General features: G+C 72.7%; 12 protein-coding genes. 3 read left to right on the forward strand and 9 right to left on the reverse strand.

The window, feature by feature from the left end:
• Positions 1-237: 237 nt before the first annotated feature.
• The 6 genes from J3P41_RS05965 to J3P41_RS05990 form a co-directional block, all read right to left on the reverse strand.
• Complete coding sequence (locus J3P41_RS05965; protein WP_210649267.1) at positions 238-2,223, reverse strand: ABC transporter ATP-binding protein; 1,986 nt, start codon at positions 2,221-2,223, stop codon at positions 238-240.
• Complete coding sequence (locus tag J3P41_RS05970; protein ID WP_210649268.1) at positions 2,220-3,953, reverse strand: ABC transporter ATP-binding protein; 1,734 nt, start codon at positions 3,951-3,953, stop codon at positions 2,220-2,222. Before J3P41_RS05970 ends, J3P41_RS05965 begins: the two co-directional genes overlap by 4 nt.
• A gap of 78 nt (positions 3,954-4,031) precedes the next feature.
• Entirely contained in the window at positions 4,032-4,754 is a 723-nt protein-coding gene (locus tag J3P41_RS05975; protein ID WP_246861785.1) for an ANTAR domain-containing protein, read from the reverse strand.
• Between the two features lie 105 nt (positions 4,755-4,859).
• A complete protein-coding gene (pdxH, locus tag J3P41_RS19180; RefSeq protein ID WP_210649270.1) occupies positions 4,860-5,903 on the reverse strand; it encodes a pyridoxamine 5'-phosphate oxidase in 1,044 nt (347 codons plus the stop codon).
• A gap of 62 nt (positions 5,904-5,965) precedes the next feature.
• A complete protein-coding gene (locus J3P41_RS05985; protein ID WP_210649271.1) occupies positions 5,966-6,613 on the reverse strand; it encodes a hypothetical protein in 648 nt (215 codons plus the stop codon).
• Positions 6,614-6,698: 85 nt separating this feature from the next.
• Positions 6,699-7,244 carry a GNAT family N-acetyltransferase gene (locus tag J3P41_RS05990; protein WP_210649272.1) on the reverse strand — a complete coding sequence of 182 codons (546 nt, stop codon included), beginning with the start codon at positions 7,242-7,244 and terminating at the stop codon, positions 6,699-6,701.
• Positions 7,245-7,346: 102 nt separating this feature from the next.
• Here J3P41_RS05990 and serC point away from each other — a divergent pair, with 102 nt between their 5' ends.
• Positions 7,347-8,480 carry a phosphoserine transaminase gene (serC, locus tag J3P41_RS05995; protein ID WP_210649273.1) on the forward strand — a complete coding sequence of 378 codons (1,134 nt, stop codon included), beginning with the start codon at positions 7,347-7,349 and terminating at the stop codon, positions 8,478-8,480.
• A gap of 535 nt (positions 8,481-9,015) precedes the next feature.
• Here serC and J3P41_RS06000 read toward each other — a convergent pair.
• From J3P41_RS06000 to J3P41_RS06010, 3 genes are read right to left on the reverse strand one after another with little or no spacing between them, the layout of a single operon-like run.
• The gene (locus J3P41_RS06000) at positions 9,016-10,011 is read right to left on the reverse strand and encodes a DNA topoisomerase IB (RefSeq protein WP_210649274.1); all 996 of its coding nucleotides are present in this window, start codon (positions 10,009-10,011) and stop codon (positions 9,016-9,018) included.
• Between the two features lie 51 nt (positions 10,012-10,062).
• A complete protein-coding gene (locus J3P41_RS06005; RefSeq protein ID WP_210649275.1) occupies positions 10,063-10,560 on the reverse strand; it encodes an O-acetyl-ADP-ribose deacetylase in 498 nt (165 codons plus the stop codon).
• Positions 10,561-10,562: 2 nt separating this feature from the next.
• Entirely contained in the window at positions 10,563-11,888 is a 1,326-nt protein-coding gene (locus tag J3P41_RS06010; protein ID WP_210649276.1) for a protealysin inhibitor emfourin, read from the reverse strand.
• Between the two features lie 170 nt (positions 11,889-12,058).
• Between J3P41_RS06010 and typA the strand changes: the two genes are divergently transcribed.
• A complete protein-coding gene (gene typA, locus J3P41_RS06015; RefSeq protein ID WP_210649277.1) occupies positions 12,059-13,951 on the forward strand; it encodes a translational GTPase TypA in 1,893 nt (630 codons plus the stop codon).
• Positions 13,952-13,962: 11 nt separating this feature from the next.
• Positions 13,963-14,634, forward strand: coding sequence for a hypothetical protein (locus J3P41_RS06020; RefSeq protein WP_210649278.1), 672 nt, complete (start codon positions 13,963-13,965; stop codon positions 14,632-14,634).
• Positions 14,635-14,649: the final 15 nt, after the last annotated feature.

A 14,649-nucleotide genomic window follows, 5' to 3' on the forward strand; every position in this document is an offset into this window, starting at 1 on the left:
CCCGGAGGATGACGCCGGGAGCCTGCGGGTCGGGTGGCTGCAGTGGATTCGCCGGCAGCTGTCGGCGTACCGGGGCTGCCTAGCGGGCAGCCACCTCACTCATCCGAAAAGAACTCATTCTTCGGATCACCTCCTTTCCGTGTGCCACCACCGTACGTCGCGCGCCGAGCCGGCTCAACGGCATTTCCACCGCCGCCCGAGCGGACGCCCCGACCGCGCGGGGACGTCGGCCGACGATCAGCCGACCTCGTGCTCGAGGGGTGCCTCGAACTGCGAGCGGTACAGCCGCGCGTAGGCGCCGCCGGCCTCGAGGAGCTCGTCGTGGGAGCCCTGCTCGACGATGGAGCCGGCCTCCATGACGAGGATCAGGTCGGCGTCGCGGATCGTGGAGAGCCGGTGCGCGATGACGAACGACGTCCGGTCCGAACGCAGCGCCGCCATCGCCTGCTGGAGCAGCAGCTCGGTGCGCGTGTCGACCGACGAGGTGGCCTCGTCCAGGATCAGCAGCGCCGGGTCGGAGAGGAACGCGCGGGCGATCGTCACCAGCTGGCGCTCGCCGGCGGAGAGGTTGGAGCCGTCCTCGTCGATGACCGTGTCGTAGCCCTCGGGCAGCGAGTGGACGAAGCGGTCCACGAAGGTCGCGCGAGCCGCCTCGAGGACCTGCTCCTCCGTGGCGTCGGGACGGCCGTAGGCGATGTTGTCGCGGATGCTGCCCGCGAAGAGCCAGGTGTCCTGGAGCACCATCCCGATCCGGCTGCGGAGCACGCCGCGCGGCACGGAGGTGATGTCGACCCCGTCGAGGAGGATGCGGCCCGCCTGCGGGTCGTAGAACCGCATCACCAGGTTCACCATCGTCGTCTTGCCTGCGCCGGTGGGTCCGACGATAGCGACGGTGCTCCCCGGCTCGGCCACCAGCGAGAGCCCCGAGATCAGCGGCTGGTCCGGGTCGTAGGAGAACGACACGTCCTCGAACCGCACCTCCCCGCGGGCCCCGTCCCCCGTCGCCAGCCGTCCGGCGGCCTCGGGCGGCTCCTCGACGGCGTCGAGCAGCTCGAAGACCCGCTCCGCCGACGCGACCCCCGACTGGAGCAGGTTGAGCATCGAGGCGACCTGGGTGAGTGGCTGGGTGAACTGGCGGGAGTACTGGATGAACGCCTGCACGTCGCCCAGCGACATGGTGCCGCTGGCCACCCGCAGGCCGCCCAGGACCGCGATCACGACGTAGTTGAGGTTCCCGACGAACATCATGATCGGCATGATCAGCCCGCTCACGAACTGCGCACCGTACGACGCCTCGTAGAGCTCGTCGTTCTGCTCGGCGAACACCCGCTCGGACTCGGCCCGGCGGCCGAAGACCTTGACGATGGAGTGGCCGGAGAAGGTCTCCTCGATGTGGGCGTTGAGCGCGCCCGTGCGGCGCCACTGCTCGATGAACATCCCCTGCGAGCGCTTCATCACCGCTCCGGCGACGTACATCGAGATCGGCACCGAGACCAGCGCGACCATCGCCAGCAGCGGCGAGATCCAGAACATCATCGCCAGCACCGCGAAGACGGTCAGCAGCGAGTTGAGCATCTGGCTCAGCGTCTGCTGCAGCGTCTGGCTGACGTTGTCGATGTCGTTGGTGACCCGGCTCAGCAGCTCACCGCGCGGCTGCTTGTCGATGTAGCCCAGCGGCAGCCGGTGGATCTTGTCCTCCACCTCCGAGCGCATCCGCAGCACGGTCCCCTGGACGACGTCGTTGAGGAGGTAGCCGCCGAGCAGGGCGAGCAGGGACGCCGCGACGTACACCGCCAGCACGACGAGCAGGACGTCCGCGACCGCGGAGAAGTCGACGCCGTCGGTGAGCGTCATCGACTCGAGCATGTCGGCCCGGTTGTCCTCCCCGCTGGCGCGCAGCCCCTCGACGACCTGCTCCTGCGTCGTCGCGCCGACGAGCACGTCCCTGCCGATCAGGCCGGCGAAGACGAGGTCGGTGGCACGGCCCAGGATCCAGGGGCCGACGGCCGTGGCGAGGACGCTGAGCAGTGTCAGGACCAACACGGCGTACGCCTTGTGCCGCTCCGGATGCAGTCGCGCGAGCAGCCGCTTGAGCGAGGGCCAGAACGTGTCGGGCCGCTGCCCGATCATCCCCCCGCCCATCGGGCCGCGGCCGGGTCCGCCCGCGCCGGACTGGACGCGCTCGGTCTCCTTGAGCCGGCCCGGCGCCCGGGTGGTGCTCATGCCACCTCCTCGGCGGTCAGCTGGGACTCGACGATCTCGCGGTAGGTGCCGCAGCCGTCGAGCAGCTCGTCGTGGGTGCCGGTGCCGACGACCGCTCCGTCCTCCAGCACCACGATGCGGTCGGCGTGCCGGATGGTCGCGACGCGCTGCGCCACGATGATCACCGTCGACTCCCGGGTCACCGGTGCCAGCGCGGCGCGCAGGCGGGCGTCGGTGCTGAGGTCGAGCGCGGACAAGGAGTCGTCGAACAGGTAGACGGCCGGGCGGCGGACCACCGCACGCGCGATCGCCATCCGCTGGCGCTGACCGCCGCTGAGGCTCGAGCCGCCCTGCGCGATCTCGGCCTCGAGGCCGCCGGGCATCGCCTCGACGAACTCCCTCGCCTGAGCGATCTCGAGGGCCGCCCACATCTCGTCCTCGGTGGCGTCGGGCTTGCCGTAGCGCAGGTTGTCCGCGACCGTGCCCCGGAACAGGAACGCCTTCTGCGGCACCAGCCCGAGCCGTGACCACAACACGTCGAGCTCCACGTCGCGTACGTCGACGCCGCCCACGCGGACCGAGCCGCCGGTCGCGTCGAAGAGCCGCGGCACGAGGTTCACGAGCGTGGTCTTGCCCGCGCCGGTCGAGCCGACGATGGCGACGGTCTCGCCCGGACGGGCGCCGAGCGAGACCTCGCGCAGCACCGGCTGGTCGGCCCCGGGGTAGGCGAAGGTGACCCTCTCGAGCTCCAGGGACAGCCGCTCGGGGAGCACGGTCACCGGGTCGCTGGGCGGCACCACCGACGACTCGGCGTCGAGCACCTCGCTGATCCGGTCGGCGCACACGGAGGCGCGCGGCACCATCATCAGCATGAACATCGCCATCATCACCGACATGACGATCTGCATGAGGTAGGAGATGTAGGCGGTCAGGGCGCCGACCTCCATGTGCCCGCCGTCCACCCGGTGCCCGCCGAACCACAGCACACCCACGGTCGCGAGGTTGGCGACGATCATCACCGTGGGGAACATCGCCGCCTGCCAGCGACCCGCCGTCACCGCGACCTCGGTGAGCTGCACGTTGGCGGCACCGAACCGCTGCGTCTCGTGGCGCTCGCGGACGAAGGCGCGCACCACGCGCACGCCGGTGACCTGCTCGCGCAGCAGCCGGTTGACCTCGTCGATGCGCTCCTGCATCAGCCGGAAGCTGGGCACCATCCGCCGCACGATCAGACCGATGGAGAGGCCGAGCACCGGCACCACGGCCAGGACCAGCCAGGACAGGCCGACGTCCTCGCGCGCCGCCATGATGATGCCGCCGACCATCATGATCGGGGCGGACACCATCAAGGTGCCGCCCATCAGCACCAGCATCTGCACCTGCTGCACGTCGTTGGTCTCGCGGGTGATGAGGGAGGGCGCGCCGAAGTGCTGCACCTCCCGGGCCGAGAACGACCCGACCCGGCGGAAGATGGCGGCGCGCAGGTCGCGGCCGAACCCCATCGCGTTGCGCGCGGAGTACCAGACCGCCGCGATCGAGCAGGTGATCTGGACGAGGGAGACCGCGAGCATCAGCGCGCCGTGGCGCACGATGTAGCCGGTGTCGCCGGTGACGACGCCCCGGTCGATGATGTCGGCATTGAGGCTGGGCAGGTAGAGCGCGGCCATGGTGCCGACGAACTGGAGCGCCACGACGGCCGCCAGCGGGGCTCGGTAGGGCGCGAGGTAGGTGCGGACGAGTCGCAGCAGCACGTCAACAGCTCCTCATCGGCACCCGGGCAGCCTAGGTGAGGCGGACTGCTCCCTCACCCGATTTTCGTCGTGGCAGGGTCAGACGGAGCCGCCGTCCCCGTCCGAGCCCTCCTGCAGCTCGACGATGTGGCGCGCCAGCTCGACGGGGCTGACTCCGGCGCGGACGGCCGCCTCGTGCAGGCGCTCCTCGGCGTCGTGCGTGTCCACCTCGAGCTGAGCCGCGAGCAGCCCGACCGCGACGTCGACCAGCATCTGGTCCCGGACGCGACCGGGCGCCGCCTCGGCCTCCGCCCGGGTGGTGAAGGCGAGGTCGGCGTTCGACACGGCCCCGGCGGCCAGCGCCCCGAAGATCTCCGCGAGCCGCTCGTGCTGTCCCACGAAGGCGCGCCGGCTCGCGGCGTAGAGGTTCACCGTGCCGACGACCGGCGCGTCGACGACCACGGGCAGCGTGAGCGTGCTGCGCACGGCCCGCGCGGCCGTCGCCTGGGCGAACATCTGCCAGCGCTCCTCGTCCAGGGGGTCGACGTTGCTGAACTCGCGGACCTCCTCGGCCTCGGCGCTGTCCACGCACGGTCCGCCGGCGACGTACTGGACGGCGTCGAGGACCGCGATGTCCCGGTCGGTGGCGACCAGGGTGAACGAGAGCCCCTCCTGCTGGCGCGCGATGCTGACACCGACGAGGTCGGGGACCACGGCCTGAGCCCGGTCGGCCAGCCCGCAGAGACGGTCCAGCAGCGAGCCCGCGCCGCTCGCCCCGTCCAGGTCCCGCAGCACCTCGACCGTCTCGGGGATCGGCTCCATCGGCGTCACCGCCACACCTCCGTCGTCCTGGCCGTCACGCGTGCGCCGCGCGGTACCCGTCGCGACCGGCCCGGATGCGTCGTCCCCACCCCGAGGAACGTCGGCTCAGGGCGCGAGCCGCTCGATGCGCCAGCCTGCCCCGTCGCGCCGGTAGACCAGCCGGTCGTGCATCCGCCCCGGCCTACCCTGCCAGAACTCCACCACGGCGGGCACGACGCGGTAGCCGCCCCACTCGGGCGGGACGGGCACCTCGCCGTCGGCGTCCTCGGCGCCGAAGCGCTCCTGCACCCGCGCGTACGACGCCGCCAGCTCGGCGCGGGAGGCGACGGGGCGCGACTGTGCCGACGCCCAGGCGCCGAGCTGGGCGCCGCGGGGGCGGGAGCGGAAGTACGCCTCGACGCTGGCGTCGTCGAGGACCTCCGCGGTCCCCTCGACGCGCACCTGCCGCTCGAGGGGGTGCCAGGGGAAGAGCAGGGCGCAGCGAGGGTTGGCGGCCAGCTCCTCGCCCTTGCGCGAGGCCTGGTTGGTGAAGAAGACGAACCCGTCGGGTCCGACGCCCTTGAGCAGGACCATCCGGCTCGACGGGCGCCCGTCGGGGGTCGCGGTGGCGAGCACCATCGCGTTGGGCTCGTGCACCCCGGCCTCGACGGACTGGGCCAGCCAGCGCTCGAAGGTCGTGATCGGATCCTCGGCCACGTCCGGCAGGTCGAGGCCTCCTCGGCCGTACTCCTCGCGCAGTCCGGTGAGGTCCATGTGGCCGAGGGTAGCGGCGCGGTCGTGGGGCGGGTCCGCGATCGCGCAGGCCGGCGTGCCACCCGGCAGGCGCGACCGGTTGGCTGCCACCCAGTGATAGGCGGTGCGCGCGAGCGGGTCCACGAGCGGCAGGGTCAGCACGCGTCCGACCAGGCGCCACGGCAGAGGTCCGGTGCGGAGGATGGCGGCGAAGGCGCGGTGACCGTAGTCCACCTGGCCGTCCGGGTGGACGTAGGGCATCTCGACCAGCGCGCGCTCGGCGTCGACGCCCAGCGCAGCCAGGTCCACGGACTGCACGGTCGCGCGGTCGACGTCGACGCCCAGGTGGGGCACCAGGGCGCCGGTGCGCATGCAGAAGCCGCAGTCGCCGTCGTTGAGCATCAGGCCGCGGTCCACACCTCGAGCGTACGGCGACCAGCGGCGCCCGGGGCCGGTCGCGGCAGGCCGCCCGGCCCGGCTCAGGACGCAGGCTGAGCGGCGTACCAGGAGGTCGCGCCCCGGGCGCCTCGGCGCGACAGCGAGATGTGCATGTGGTCGCGGTGGCGCAGCGTCGGCGAGCACGTCCGCTTCGTGCGGCAGCTCGAGCTGAGGTAGCGCTTGGCGGCGAAGCCGTCGTAGGAGGCGTACATCCGGTCGTCCCAGATGATGTACATGATCCCCATGCGGCGCGCCAGCGCGTGGGGCGCGCCGGTGTCGTCGGGGGCGAGCACCTCCTCGAGCAGGGTCGCGGCGAGCGCGGCGTCGGCCGGGTCGCGGGCGTCGAGGAGCCAGTCGAAGGCGCGCGACTCCTTGTGCTCGCTGGTGCTCGAGCCGGCGCACGCGCGGCTGATCGGCCCGTAGCCGCCGCCACGGGCGACCAGCCAGTCGGCCAGCATCAGCACGCCTCTCTTGGGCGTGGGCTTGCACGTCGTCTGCGGCTGGTAGCCGGCGTAGTCCTCGACGGGCAGCAGGTAGGGGGCGGACGAGGTGACGGTGCCGCGCGGCTGGATCCCCGGGACGGCGGGCTCGGCGTGGCCGGCGGGGTCGGCCGACGCGCTGGCGGTCGCCAGCACGAGCGCCAGCGCGGTGCTCGACAGCAGCGCGACGAACCGCGACGAGGCTCGCATGACGACGTCCCATCCCTCCCTGTGGCCACCGGTGGCACGGCGACCGTAGGCGGGCACCGGGAACGGCGTCCGGGGAACGTGCGAACTACAGACGAGTGGTTCGCAGCCGGCGCCCGAAGGTCCGGCTCAGGGGGGCGCCCGCGTAGTAGCCGAAGGGCGGGATCGGCTCGTAGCCCGCGGAGAGGTAGAGCGCGATCGCCTCCGGCTGCTTGGTCCCGGTCTCGAGCACCAGCGCCTCGATGCCGGCCTCGGCCGCCGTGGTCTCGAGGTGGGCGAGCATCCGCCGGGCGATCCCGCGCCGCTGGGCCGCGGGGACGACGTACATCCGCTTCACCTCGGCGGTGACCTCCGCGCCGAGCGCCTGGACCGGGCTGCGGCGCCACGCCCCGGTGGCCACCGGGGTGCCGTCGAGGTAGCCGACGAAGAACCGGCCGTGCGGGTCCTCGAAGTCGGTCGGGTCGATGGGCGACTCGTCGCGGCCGCCGTAGCGCTCGACGTACTCGGCCTGGACCGCCTCGACGAGCGCCTGGGCGTCGGGGTGGGTGATGGGCACCCGCTCGATGCGGAGCTCCGGCGTCGCGGGGACCCCGAGGGCGGGCGTGTCGACCGTGGGCGCAGCGTCGCCGTTCATCGTGGATCCCCTGTCGTGAGACGTGCTCGAGCGGGTGCCACAATAGGGACCGCTGACAGCGTCGTCAGGACCGCCCTTCCGCACTGCACGTGAGGTTCCTCCATGACCGACGCCCAGACCCAGCCGCTGCAGATCCCCGCCGAGCTCCTCCCCGCCGACGGCCGCTTCGGCGCAGGTCCGTCCAAGATCCAGACCAGCCACCTCGACGCGCTCGCCGCGACGGGCGCCACGCTCATGGGCACGTCGCACCGCCAGGCCCCGGTCAAGAAGACCGTGGGCCGCGTCCGCGAGGGGCTGACCGCCCTCTTCGACGTGCCCGAGGGATACGAGGTCGTGCTCGGCAACGGTGGCGCGACCGCCTTCTGGGACATCGCGTGCTTCGGGCTCGTGCGCGAGAAGAGCCAGCACCTGTCGTTCGGCGAGTTCTCCTCGAAGTTCGCGACCTCGGCGAAGAAGGCGCCCTGGCTCGCCGACCCCTCGATCATCACCAGCGAGCCGGGCTCGCGACCGGACCCGGTCGCCGAGGAGGGCGTCGACACCTACGCCTGGGCGCACAACGAGACGTCGACCGCCGTCATGGCGCCCGTACGCCGCCCCGCGGGCATCGCCGACGACGCGCTGGTGCTCGTCGACGCCACCTCCGGCGCCGGCGGCCTGCCGGTGGACCTGCGGGAGGTCGACGCCTACTACTTCGCCCCGCAGAAGTGCTTCGCCTCCGACGGCGGCCTCTGGGTTGCGCTGATGTCGCCGCGCGCCCTGGCCCGCGTGGAGGAGATCGCCGCGAGCGACCGCTACGTCCCGCCGTTCTTCGACCTGCCGACCGCGATCGACAACTCCGCGAAGAACCAGACCTACAACACGCCCTCGGTCGCCACGCTGTTCCTGATGGCCGAGCAGCTCGACTGGATGAACGCCCAGGGCGGGCTCACGGGCATGGTCGAGCGCACCACCGCGTCCGCCGACGCGCTCTACGGCTGGGCCGAGCGCACGTCGTACACCACGCCCTACGTCGCCGAGCCGGCCGACCGCTCGCTCGTCATCGGCACCATCGACTTCGACGACTCGATCGACGCCGCCGCCGTGGCGGCGACCCTGCGCGCCAACGGCATCGTGGACACCGAGCCCTACCGCAAGCTCGGGCGCAACCAGCTGCGGATCGCGATGTACCCCGCGATCGACCCCGCCGACGTCGCCACGCTGACCCGGGCGATCGACTACGTCGTCGAGAACAGCTGATCAGCCGAGGTGGGACGCGAGACCGCGGAGCTCAACCTCTGACGCGTCGGCTGCGGCGCGCCCTGTTGGGCGGTGGCTGAGCCACATCCGCAGCCGCCGGAATGTGGCTGGCTCACCGCTACCCCGGGGTCCCGCGGCGCGCCCTGGCCGGGCGGTGGCTGAGCCACATCCGCAGCCGCGGGGATGTGGCTGGCTCACCGCTACCTCCGCGTCCCGCGGCGCGCGCTCGCCGGGCGGTGGCTGAGCCACATCCGCAGCCGCCGGAATGTGGCTGGCTCACCGCTACCTCCGCGTCCCGCGGCGCGCGCTCGCCGGGCGGTGGCTGAGCCACATCCGCAGCCGCGGGGATGTGGCTGGCTCACCGCTACCTCCGCGTCGCGCGGCGCGCGCTCGCCGGGCGGTGGCTGAGCCACATCCGCACCCGCCGGAATGTGGCTGGCTCACCGCCACCCCCGCGTCCCGCGGCGCGCCCTGGCCGGGCGGTGGCTGAGCCACATGCGCAGCCGCGGGGATGTGGCTGGCTCACCGCTCGGGATCAGGCGGTCAGGAGCTTGAGCACGGCCCGCTCGAGCGCGGCCTGGCGTGCGTCGGCGGAGTCGTAGGACCCGCGGACCTTGATCGTGCGGCCGCGCTCGTAGGCCTCGACCACCCGCGGGTCGACGTACGACGACCGCGCGAGCGTCGGCGTGTTGCCGAGGAACTCCGAGACCTCCTTCATGGCCGCCGACACCGCCCGCTTGCGGGAGGCCTTGGTCTGGCCGGACTCGGGGGTCTCCGCGAGCGCGGCCGCCGCGATGACCGTCGCGTGCCAGGTCCGGAAGTCCTTGGCGGTGGCCTCGATCCCGAAGCAGCCGCGGATGTAGTCGTTGACGTCGGGCGCGCTGATGTCGCGCCACGTCGTGCCGTCCTTCCAGGCCAGCAGCCGATCCCCACCGCCGCGCCGGCGCCGCATCACGTCGAGCGCCTCGGTCGCCGCGGGGTCGTCGATGTCGATGCAGTGCTCGACCCCGGACTTCCCGACGAAGCAGAACCTCAGACCGTTGCGGTGGCGCGAGACGTGATCCTTGCGCAGGGTGGTGAGGCCGAAGGAGCCGTTGGTGTCGGTGTAGACGTCGTTGCCGATGCGGAAGTAGCCCAGGTCCAGCAGCCGCACCGCGACCGCGCACCCCCGCTCGAGCGACATGCCGTCGGCGCCGATGTCGGCGAGCACCCGCTCGCGCGCCTTCGACAGCGCCTTGCCGAAGCCCAGGATCCGGTCGAACTTCGCAGCGTCGCGACTGGCGCGCCACTGCGGGTGGTAGAGGTACTGCCGCCGGCCGGCGTCGTCGGTGCCCACGGCCTGCAGGTGTCCGTTGGGGTAGGGGGTGATCCACACGTCCTTCCAGGCGGGCGGGATCACCAGGTCCTTGCAGCGCTGGACCTGCTCGGCGTCGAGACGGTTGCCGTCCTGGTCGAGGTAGGTGAAGCCCTTGCCGGCGCGGCGCCGGGTCCAGCCGGGCTGGTCGGGGAAGGTGCGCCGCAGTCGGGGCATGCGGCGAACCTACTGCCCGGCCTGCGGCAGCCGAGACACCCAGAGGGATGGTCAGACCTCGAGGGCGGCGGCGATCTCGTCGTACGCCGTCCGGCCGAAGGCCACCAGGCGAGCCTCCTCCACCGAGGTCGGGGTGGCGCGGAGGGTGTCGATCGCCGCCCGGATCGCGTCGCCGCGCGGCCAGCCGTAGACCCCGGCGCTGACGAGGGGGAACGCCACCGACGCCGCGCCGAGCTCGTCGGCGACCGCGAGCGCGCCGGAGTAGCAGGAGGTGAGCAGGTCGCGGTCGCGCTCACCGGCGGCGTGGTTGGGGCCCACCACGTGGATCACCCAGCGGGCGGGCAGCCGGCCCGCGGTGGTCCAGCCCGCGGCACCGGTCGGAAGGCCGTCGGGGAAGCGGCGCCGGCAGTCGGCCAGCACCTCCGGGCCGCCCGCGGCGTGGATCGCGCCGTCGACGCCGGCCCCGCCGCGCATGCGTCGGTTGGCGGCGTTGACGACCGCGTCGACCTGCTGCGTGGTGATGTCGCCCTCCACGACGGTGAGCCGCATCGTCAGACCTCCGCCGAGCCGTGCGGCAGCACCCGCCGGGCCAGCTCGGCCTGACTGGCCGTGAGCGCCTGCTCGGGCACGGTGACCGGGTCACGGCCGGGCACGGTGAAGGTGTAGACGAACATGTCGGGCATCGGCGGCGCCGGCTTGCCGGTGCCCGGCCGGACCGCCTCCTCGACCAGCGCGCGCAGGTCCTGCTGGTCGAGCTCGTCGAGGTCGACCTCGCCCGCCTGCCGCAGGCCGGCGAAGCCGCCGCTGCGCTCGACCCTCAGCCGCCTGGCCGCACGCGGCTCGCCCGCCGGGACGCCGGTCGCGGCGACCGGGGTGACGCCGACCCGGCGCCAGGCCTCTCGCACCGCGTCCGCGTGTGCCCCGGCGGACGCGACGGTCGCGGCAGCGAAGGTGGCGAAGTCGGCGTCGGCGGGCACGTCGTCCCCGACGAGCGCGTCGTACCAGATCCGCCCGGCGCCCTCGATCGCCCGGCCGCCGATCGCGACGGCTGCGAGCTGGAACGCCTTGTTGGGGATGCCGGAGTTGAGGTGCACGCCGCCGTTGTCGGCGGTGGTCTCGACGTAGTCGTCCATGTGCCCGACCTGGGGGTCCGCGCCCAGCTCCGGGTCGTCGTACGCCGTGCCGGGAGCGGCCATGTCGCGCAGGGCGCGTGCGCGCACCGCCGGGGTGAAGATGCCCTCGCCGATCAGCCAGTCGCCGGCGCCGGCGTCCTGGCCGAGCAGCCGCTGCTTGAGGCAGGAGGCGAACACGTCGGCGACCGACTCGTTGAGCGCGCCGGACTGCCCCTCGTAGGCGAGGCCGGCCGTGTGCTGCACGACGGCGTGGGCGAACTCGTGCGCCAGCACGTCCACCGGCTTGGTGAACCGCTCGAAGACCTGGCCGTCGCCGTCGCCGAAGACCAGGTGGGTGCCGTCCCAGAAGGCGTTGTTGTAGCGCGAGCCGTAGTGGACGGTGAGGCTGACCGGCGCCCCGGCGCCGTCGTAGGAGTCGCGGGAGAACGCCTCGGCGAACATCCGGAGCGTCGCCGCGATGCCGGTGGCGGCCTCGTCGACCGCGACGTCGCCCGTCTCGGGCTCGCCGGCCCGACGCGCCGGTGAGCCGGGCAGCGAGGTCGAGGACCCCGCGTCGTGGACGGTCCAGGCGGGCCCGGCGACCACCCCGGAGGCGGCGGACGTGCCCGTGGCCCGGCCGCGTGCGCGCCGCAGCGCCTCCTCACGCTCGGCCTGCTCCGGCCCGTCGACCCGCTCGACGAGCCAGGGCGGGATGAACGCGCAGCGGGGGGCCGCGGGGGTCGTGGCTGTGTCCCGAGAGGTCATGGGACAGGTCTACCTCGTGCCTGCGACAGCGGGTAGTCCCCGGCTGCGCACCCTCCGCGCCCGCCTCACGAAGTCTCGATCTGGGCGTCGGCGCACTAGACTTCCCGGTGCTGCGGCCGTGCGGGCCGCGCCCGGCCCTGGCCGCTCGTCTCCACCCGGAAGGCCCCTGCATGCCCATCCAGTCCCGCTCCGACCTGCGCAACGTCGCGATCGTCGCGCACGTCGACCACGGCAAGACCACGCTCGTCGACGCGATGCTCCGCCAGGCCGGTGCCTTCACCGCCCACCAGGCCGAGAGCGTCGCCGACCGGGTCATGGACTCCGGCGACCTCGAGCGCGAGAAGGGCATCACGATCCTCGCCAAGAACACCGCGGTGCACTACGCCGGTCCCGCCGGCGGCGGGCAGCCGATGGTCATCAACATCATCGACACCCCCGGTCACGCCGACTTCGGCGGCGAGGTGGAGCGCGGGCTGTCCATGGTGGACGGCATCGTGCTGCTCGTCGACGCCTCCGAGGGGCCGCTCCCCCAGACCCGCTTCGTGCTCCGCAAGGCGCTCAACGCCGACATGCCGGTGATCCTGGTCGTCAACAAGACCGACCGCAGCGACGCCCGGATCGCCGAGGTCGTCGACGAGTCCTACGAGCTGTTCATGGACCTGCTCGACGACAGCCACAGCCAGGACGCCCTCGACTTCCCCGTCGTCTACGCCTCCGGCAAGGCCGGCATCGCGTCGCTGGAGCAGCCGGCGAACGGCGCCATGCCCGAGGGCAACGACCTCGAGCCGCTGTTCAAGACCATCCTCGAGACCATCCCGGCTCCGCAGTACGACGACGAGGCGCCGCTGCAGGCCCACGTCACCAACCTGGACTCCTCGCCGTTCCTCGGCCGGCTGGCGCTGCTGCGCATCCACCAGGGCACGCTCAAGAAGGGCCAGACCGTCGCTTGGATGCGGCGTGACGGCGAGGTCAAGAACGTCCGGATCACCGAGCTGCTGGTGACCGAGGGCCTCGAGCGCAAGCCCGGCGAGTCCGCCGGCCCTGGCGACATCGTCGCGATCGCCGGCATCCCGGACATCACCATCGGCGAGACCCTGGCCGACGCCGAGAACCCGGTCGCGCTGCCGTTGATCCACGTCGACGAGCCGGCGATCTCGATGACCATCGGCACCAACACCTCGCCGCTGGTCGGCAAGGTCAAGGGCGCCAAGGTCACCGCCCGTCTCGTGAAGGACCGCCTCGACGCCGAGCTCGTCGGCAACGTCTCGCTGCGGGTGCTGCCCACCGAGCGTCCCGACGCCTGGGAGGTCCAGGGCCGCGGCGAGCTCGCCCTGGCGATCCTCGTCGAGCAGATGCGCCGCGAGGGCTTCGAGCTCACCGTCGGCAAGCCGCAGGTGGTCACCCGTGAGATCGACGGCAAGCTGCACGAGCCGTTCGAGCGACTCACCATCGACGCGCCGGAGGAGTACCTCGGCACCATCACCGAGCTGCTCGCCGTCCGCAAGGGGCGCATGGAGGGCATGACCAACCACGGCACCGGCTGGGTGCGGATGGAGTTCGTCGTCCCGGCGCGCGGCCTGATCGGCTTCCGCACCGACTTCCTCACCGAGACCCGCGGCACCGGCATCGCCCACCACATCTCCGAGGGCTACTTCCCCTGGGCCGGGGAGATCCGCTCGCGCAACAACGGCTCGCTGGTGGCCGACCGCGCCGGCGCCGCGACGGCGTACGCCATGACGTCGCTGCAGGAGCGCGGCGTGCTGTTCGTCGAGCCGGCGACCGAGGTCTACGAGGGCATGATCGTCGGCGAGAACTCCCGCGCCGACGACATGGACGTCAACATCACCAAGGAGAAGCAGCAGACCAACATCCGCTCCGCCACCTCCGACAACTTCGAGAAGCTGATCCCGCCGAAGAAGCTGTCGCTCGAGCAGTGCCTGGAGTTCTGCCGCGAGGACGAGTGCGTGGAGGTCACGCCCGAGACGGTGCGCATCCGCAAGGTCGTCCTCGACGCCAACGCGCGCGCCAAGACGGCGTCGCGGGCGCGCAAGGCCAACAAGTAGGCGTCGTCCCCGTGTCCTGCCGCTCCGACCGCCCCGACCGTCCCGACGACTCGGGCGTCGGCGAGCGGCTGGCCGCGTGGCTGGAGGACCTCGGCCTGACGGACCAGCTCGTGGTCGCCGGCCTGCCGACGTACGAGCGTGCCGGCGACGGCACCGTGCGCTGGGTCGACCCGGCGACGGGAGAGGCGCTCGGCGAGGACCGGCTGGTCGAGCTCGACCGGCTGCTCCGCTCGGTCGGCGACGACCCGGCGCACGGCGTGCCGGTCGAGCTCGTGCAGCTGCGTCGCGAGGGCCGGCTGCGCGCGGCGCTGCTCGACGGCGGGTGGCTGAGCTATGCCGAGGTGGGCCGGCTGCGCGGCATCTCGGAGAACGCGGCCCGGTTCGCGGTGCACAAGGCCGCCCAGCGCCGGGCGATCCTGATCGTGCAGAACGAGGGCGCCACGCTCGTGCCGAAGTTCCAGCTGGACGCGCAGGGACAGGTGCGCGAGGAGCTGCTGGCGGTGCTCGAGCCGCTGCTCGCCGCCGGCGTCGACCCGTGGCGCGCCTGGATGTGGCTCACCACGCCGGCGGCGCTGCTGGGCGGGGCGGTGCCGCACGAGGCGGCCCGCGACCCCGAGGAGCTGCCGGTGGTGCAGCACGCGGCCGTCAAGCTGGCCGAGCGCGCGCAGGCGTCGAAGGGCTGAGTCCCGGCCGAGCCG

It is taken from the genome of Nocardioides sp. SYSU D00065 (assembly GCF_017916425.1).
Taxonomy (GTDB): domain Bacteria; phylum Actinomycetota; class Actinomycetes; order Propionibacteriales; family Nocardioidaceae; genus Nocardioides.

Excerpts from the sequence above, each read along its gene's own strand:
- J3P41_RS05975 (WP_246861785.1), bottom strand. The coding sequence starts at position 4,754 with ATGGAGCCGATCCCCGAGACGGTCGAGGTGCTGCGGGACCTGGACGGG.
- J3P41_RS05985 (WP_210649271.1), bottom strand. The coding sequence starts at position 6,613 with ATGCGAGCCTCGTCGCGGTTCGTCGCGCTGCTGTCGAGCACCGCGCTG.
- J3P41_RS05965 (WP_210649267.1), bottom strand. The coding sequence starts at position 2,223 with ATGAGCACCACCCGGGCGCCGGGCCGGCTCAAGGAGACCGAGCGCGTC.
- J3P41_RS06005 (WP_210649275.1), bottom strand. The coding sequence starts at position 10,560 with ATGCGGCTCACCGTCGTGGAGGGCGACATCACCACGCAGCAGGTCGAC.
- J3P41_RS06000 (WP_210649274.1), bottom strand. The coding sequence starts at position 10,011 with ATGCCCCGACTGCGGCGCACCTTCCCCGACCAGCCCGGCTGGACCCGG.
- J3P41_RS06010 (WP_210649276.1), bottom strand. The coding sequence starts at position 11,888 with ATGACCTCTCGGGACACAGCCACGACCCCCGCGGCCCCCCGCTGCGCG.
- serC (WP_210649273.1), top strand. The coding sequence starts at position 7,347 with ATGACCGACGCCCAGACCCAGCCGCTGCAGATCCCCGCCGAGCTCCTC.
- typA (WP_210649277.1), top strand. The coding sequence starts at position 12,059 with ATGCCCATCCAGTCCCGCTCCGACCTGCGCAACGTCGCGATCGTCGCG.
- J3P41_RS05990 (WP_210649272.1), bottom strand. The coding sequence starts at position 7,244 with ATGAACGGCGACGCTGCGCCCACGGTCGACACGCCCGCCCTCGGGGTC.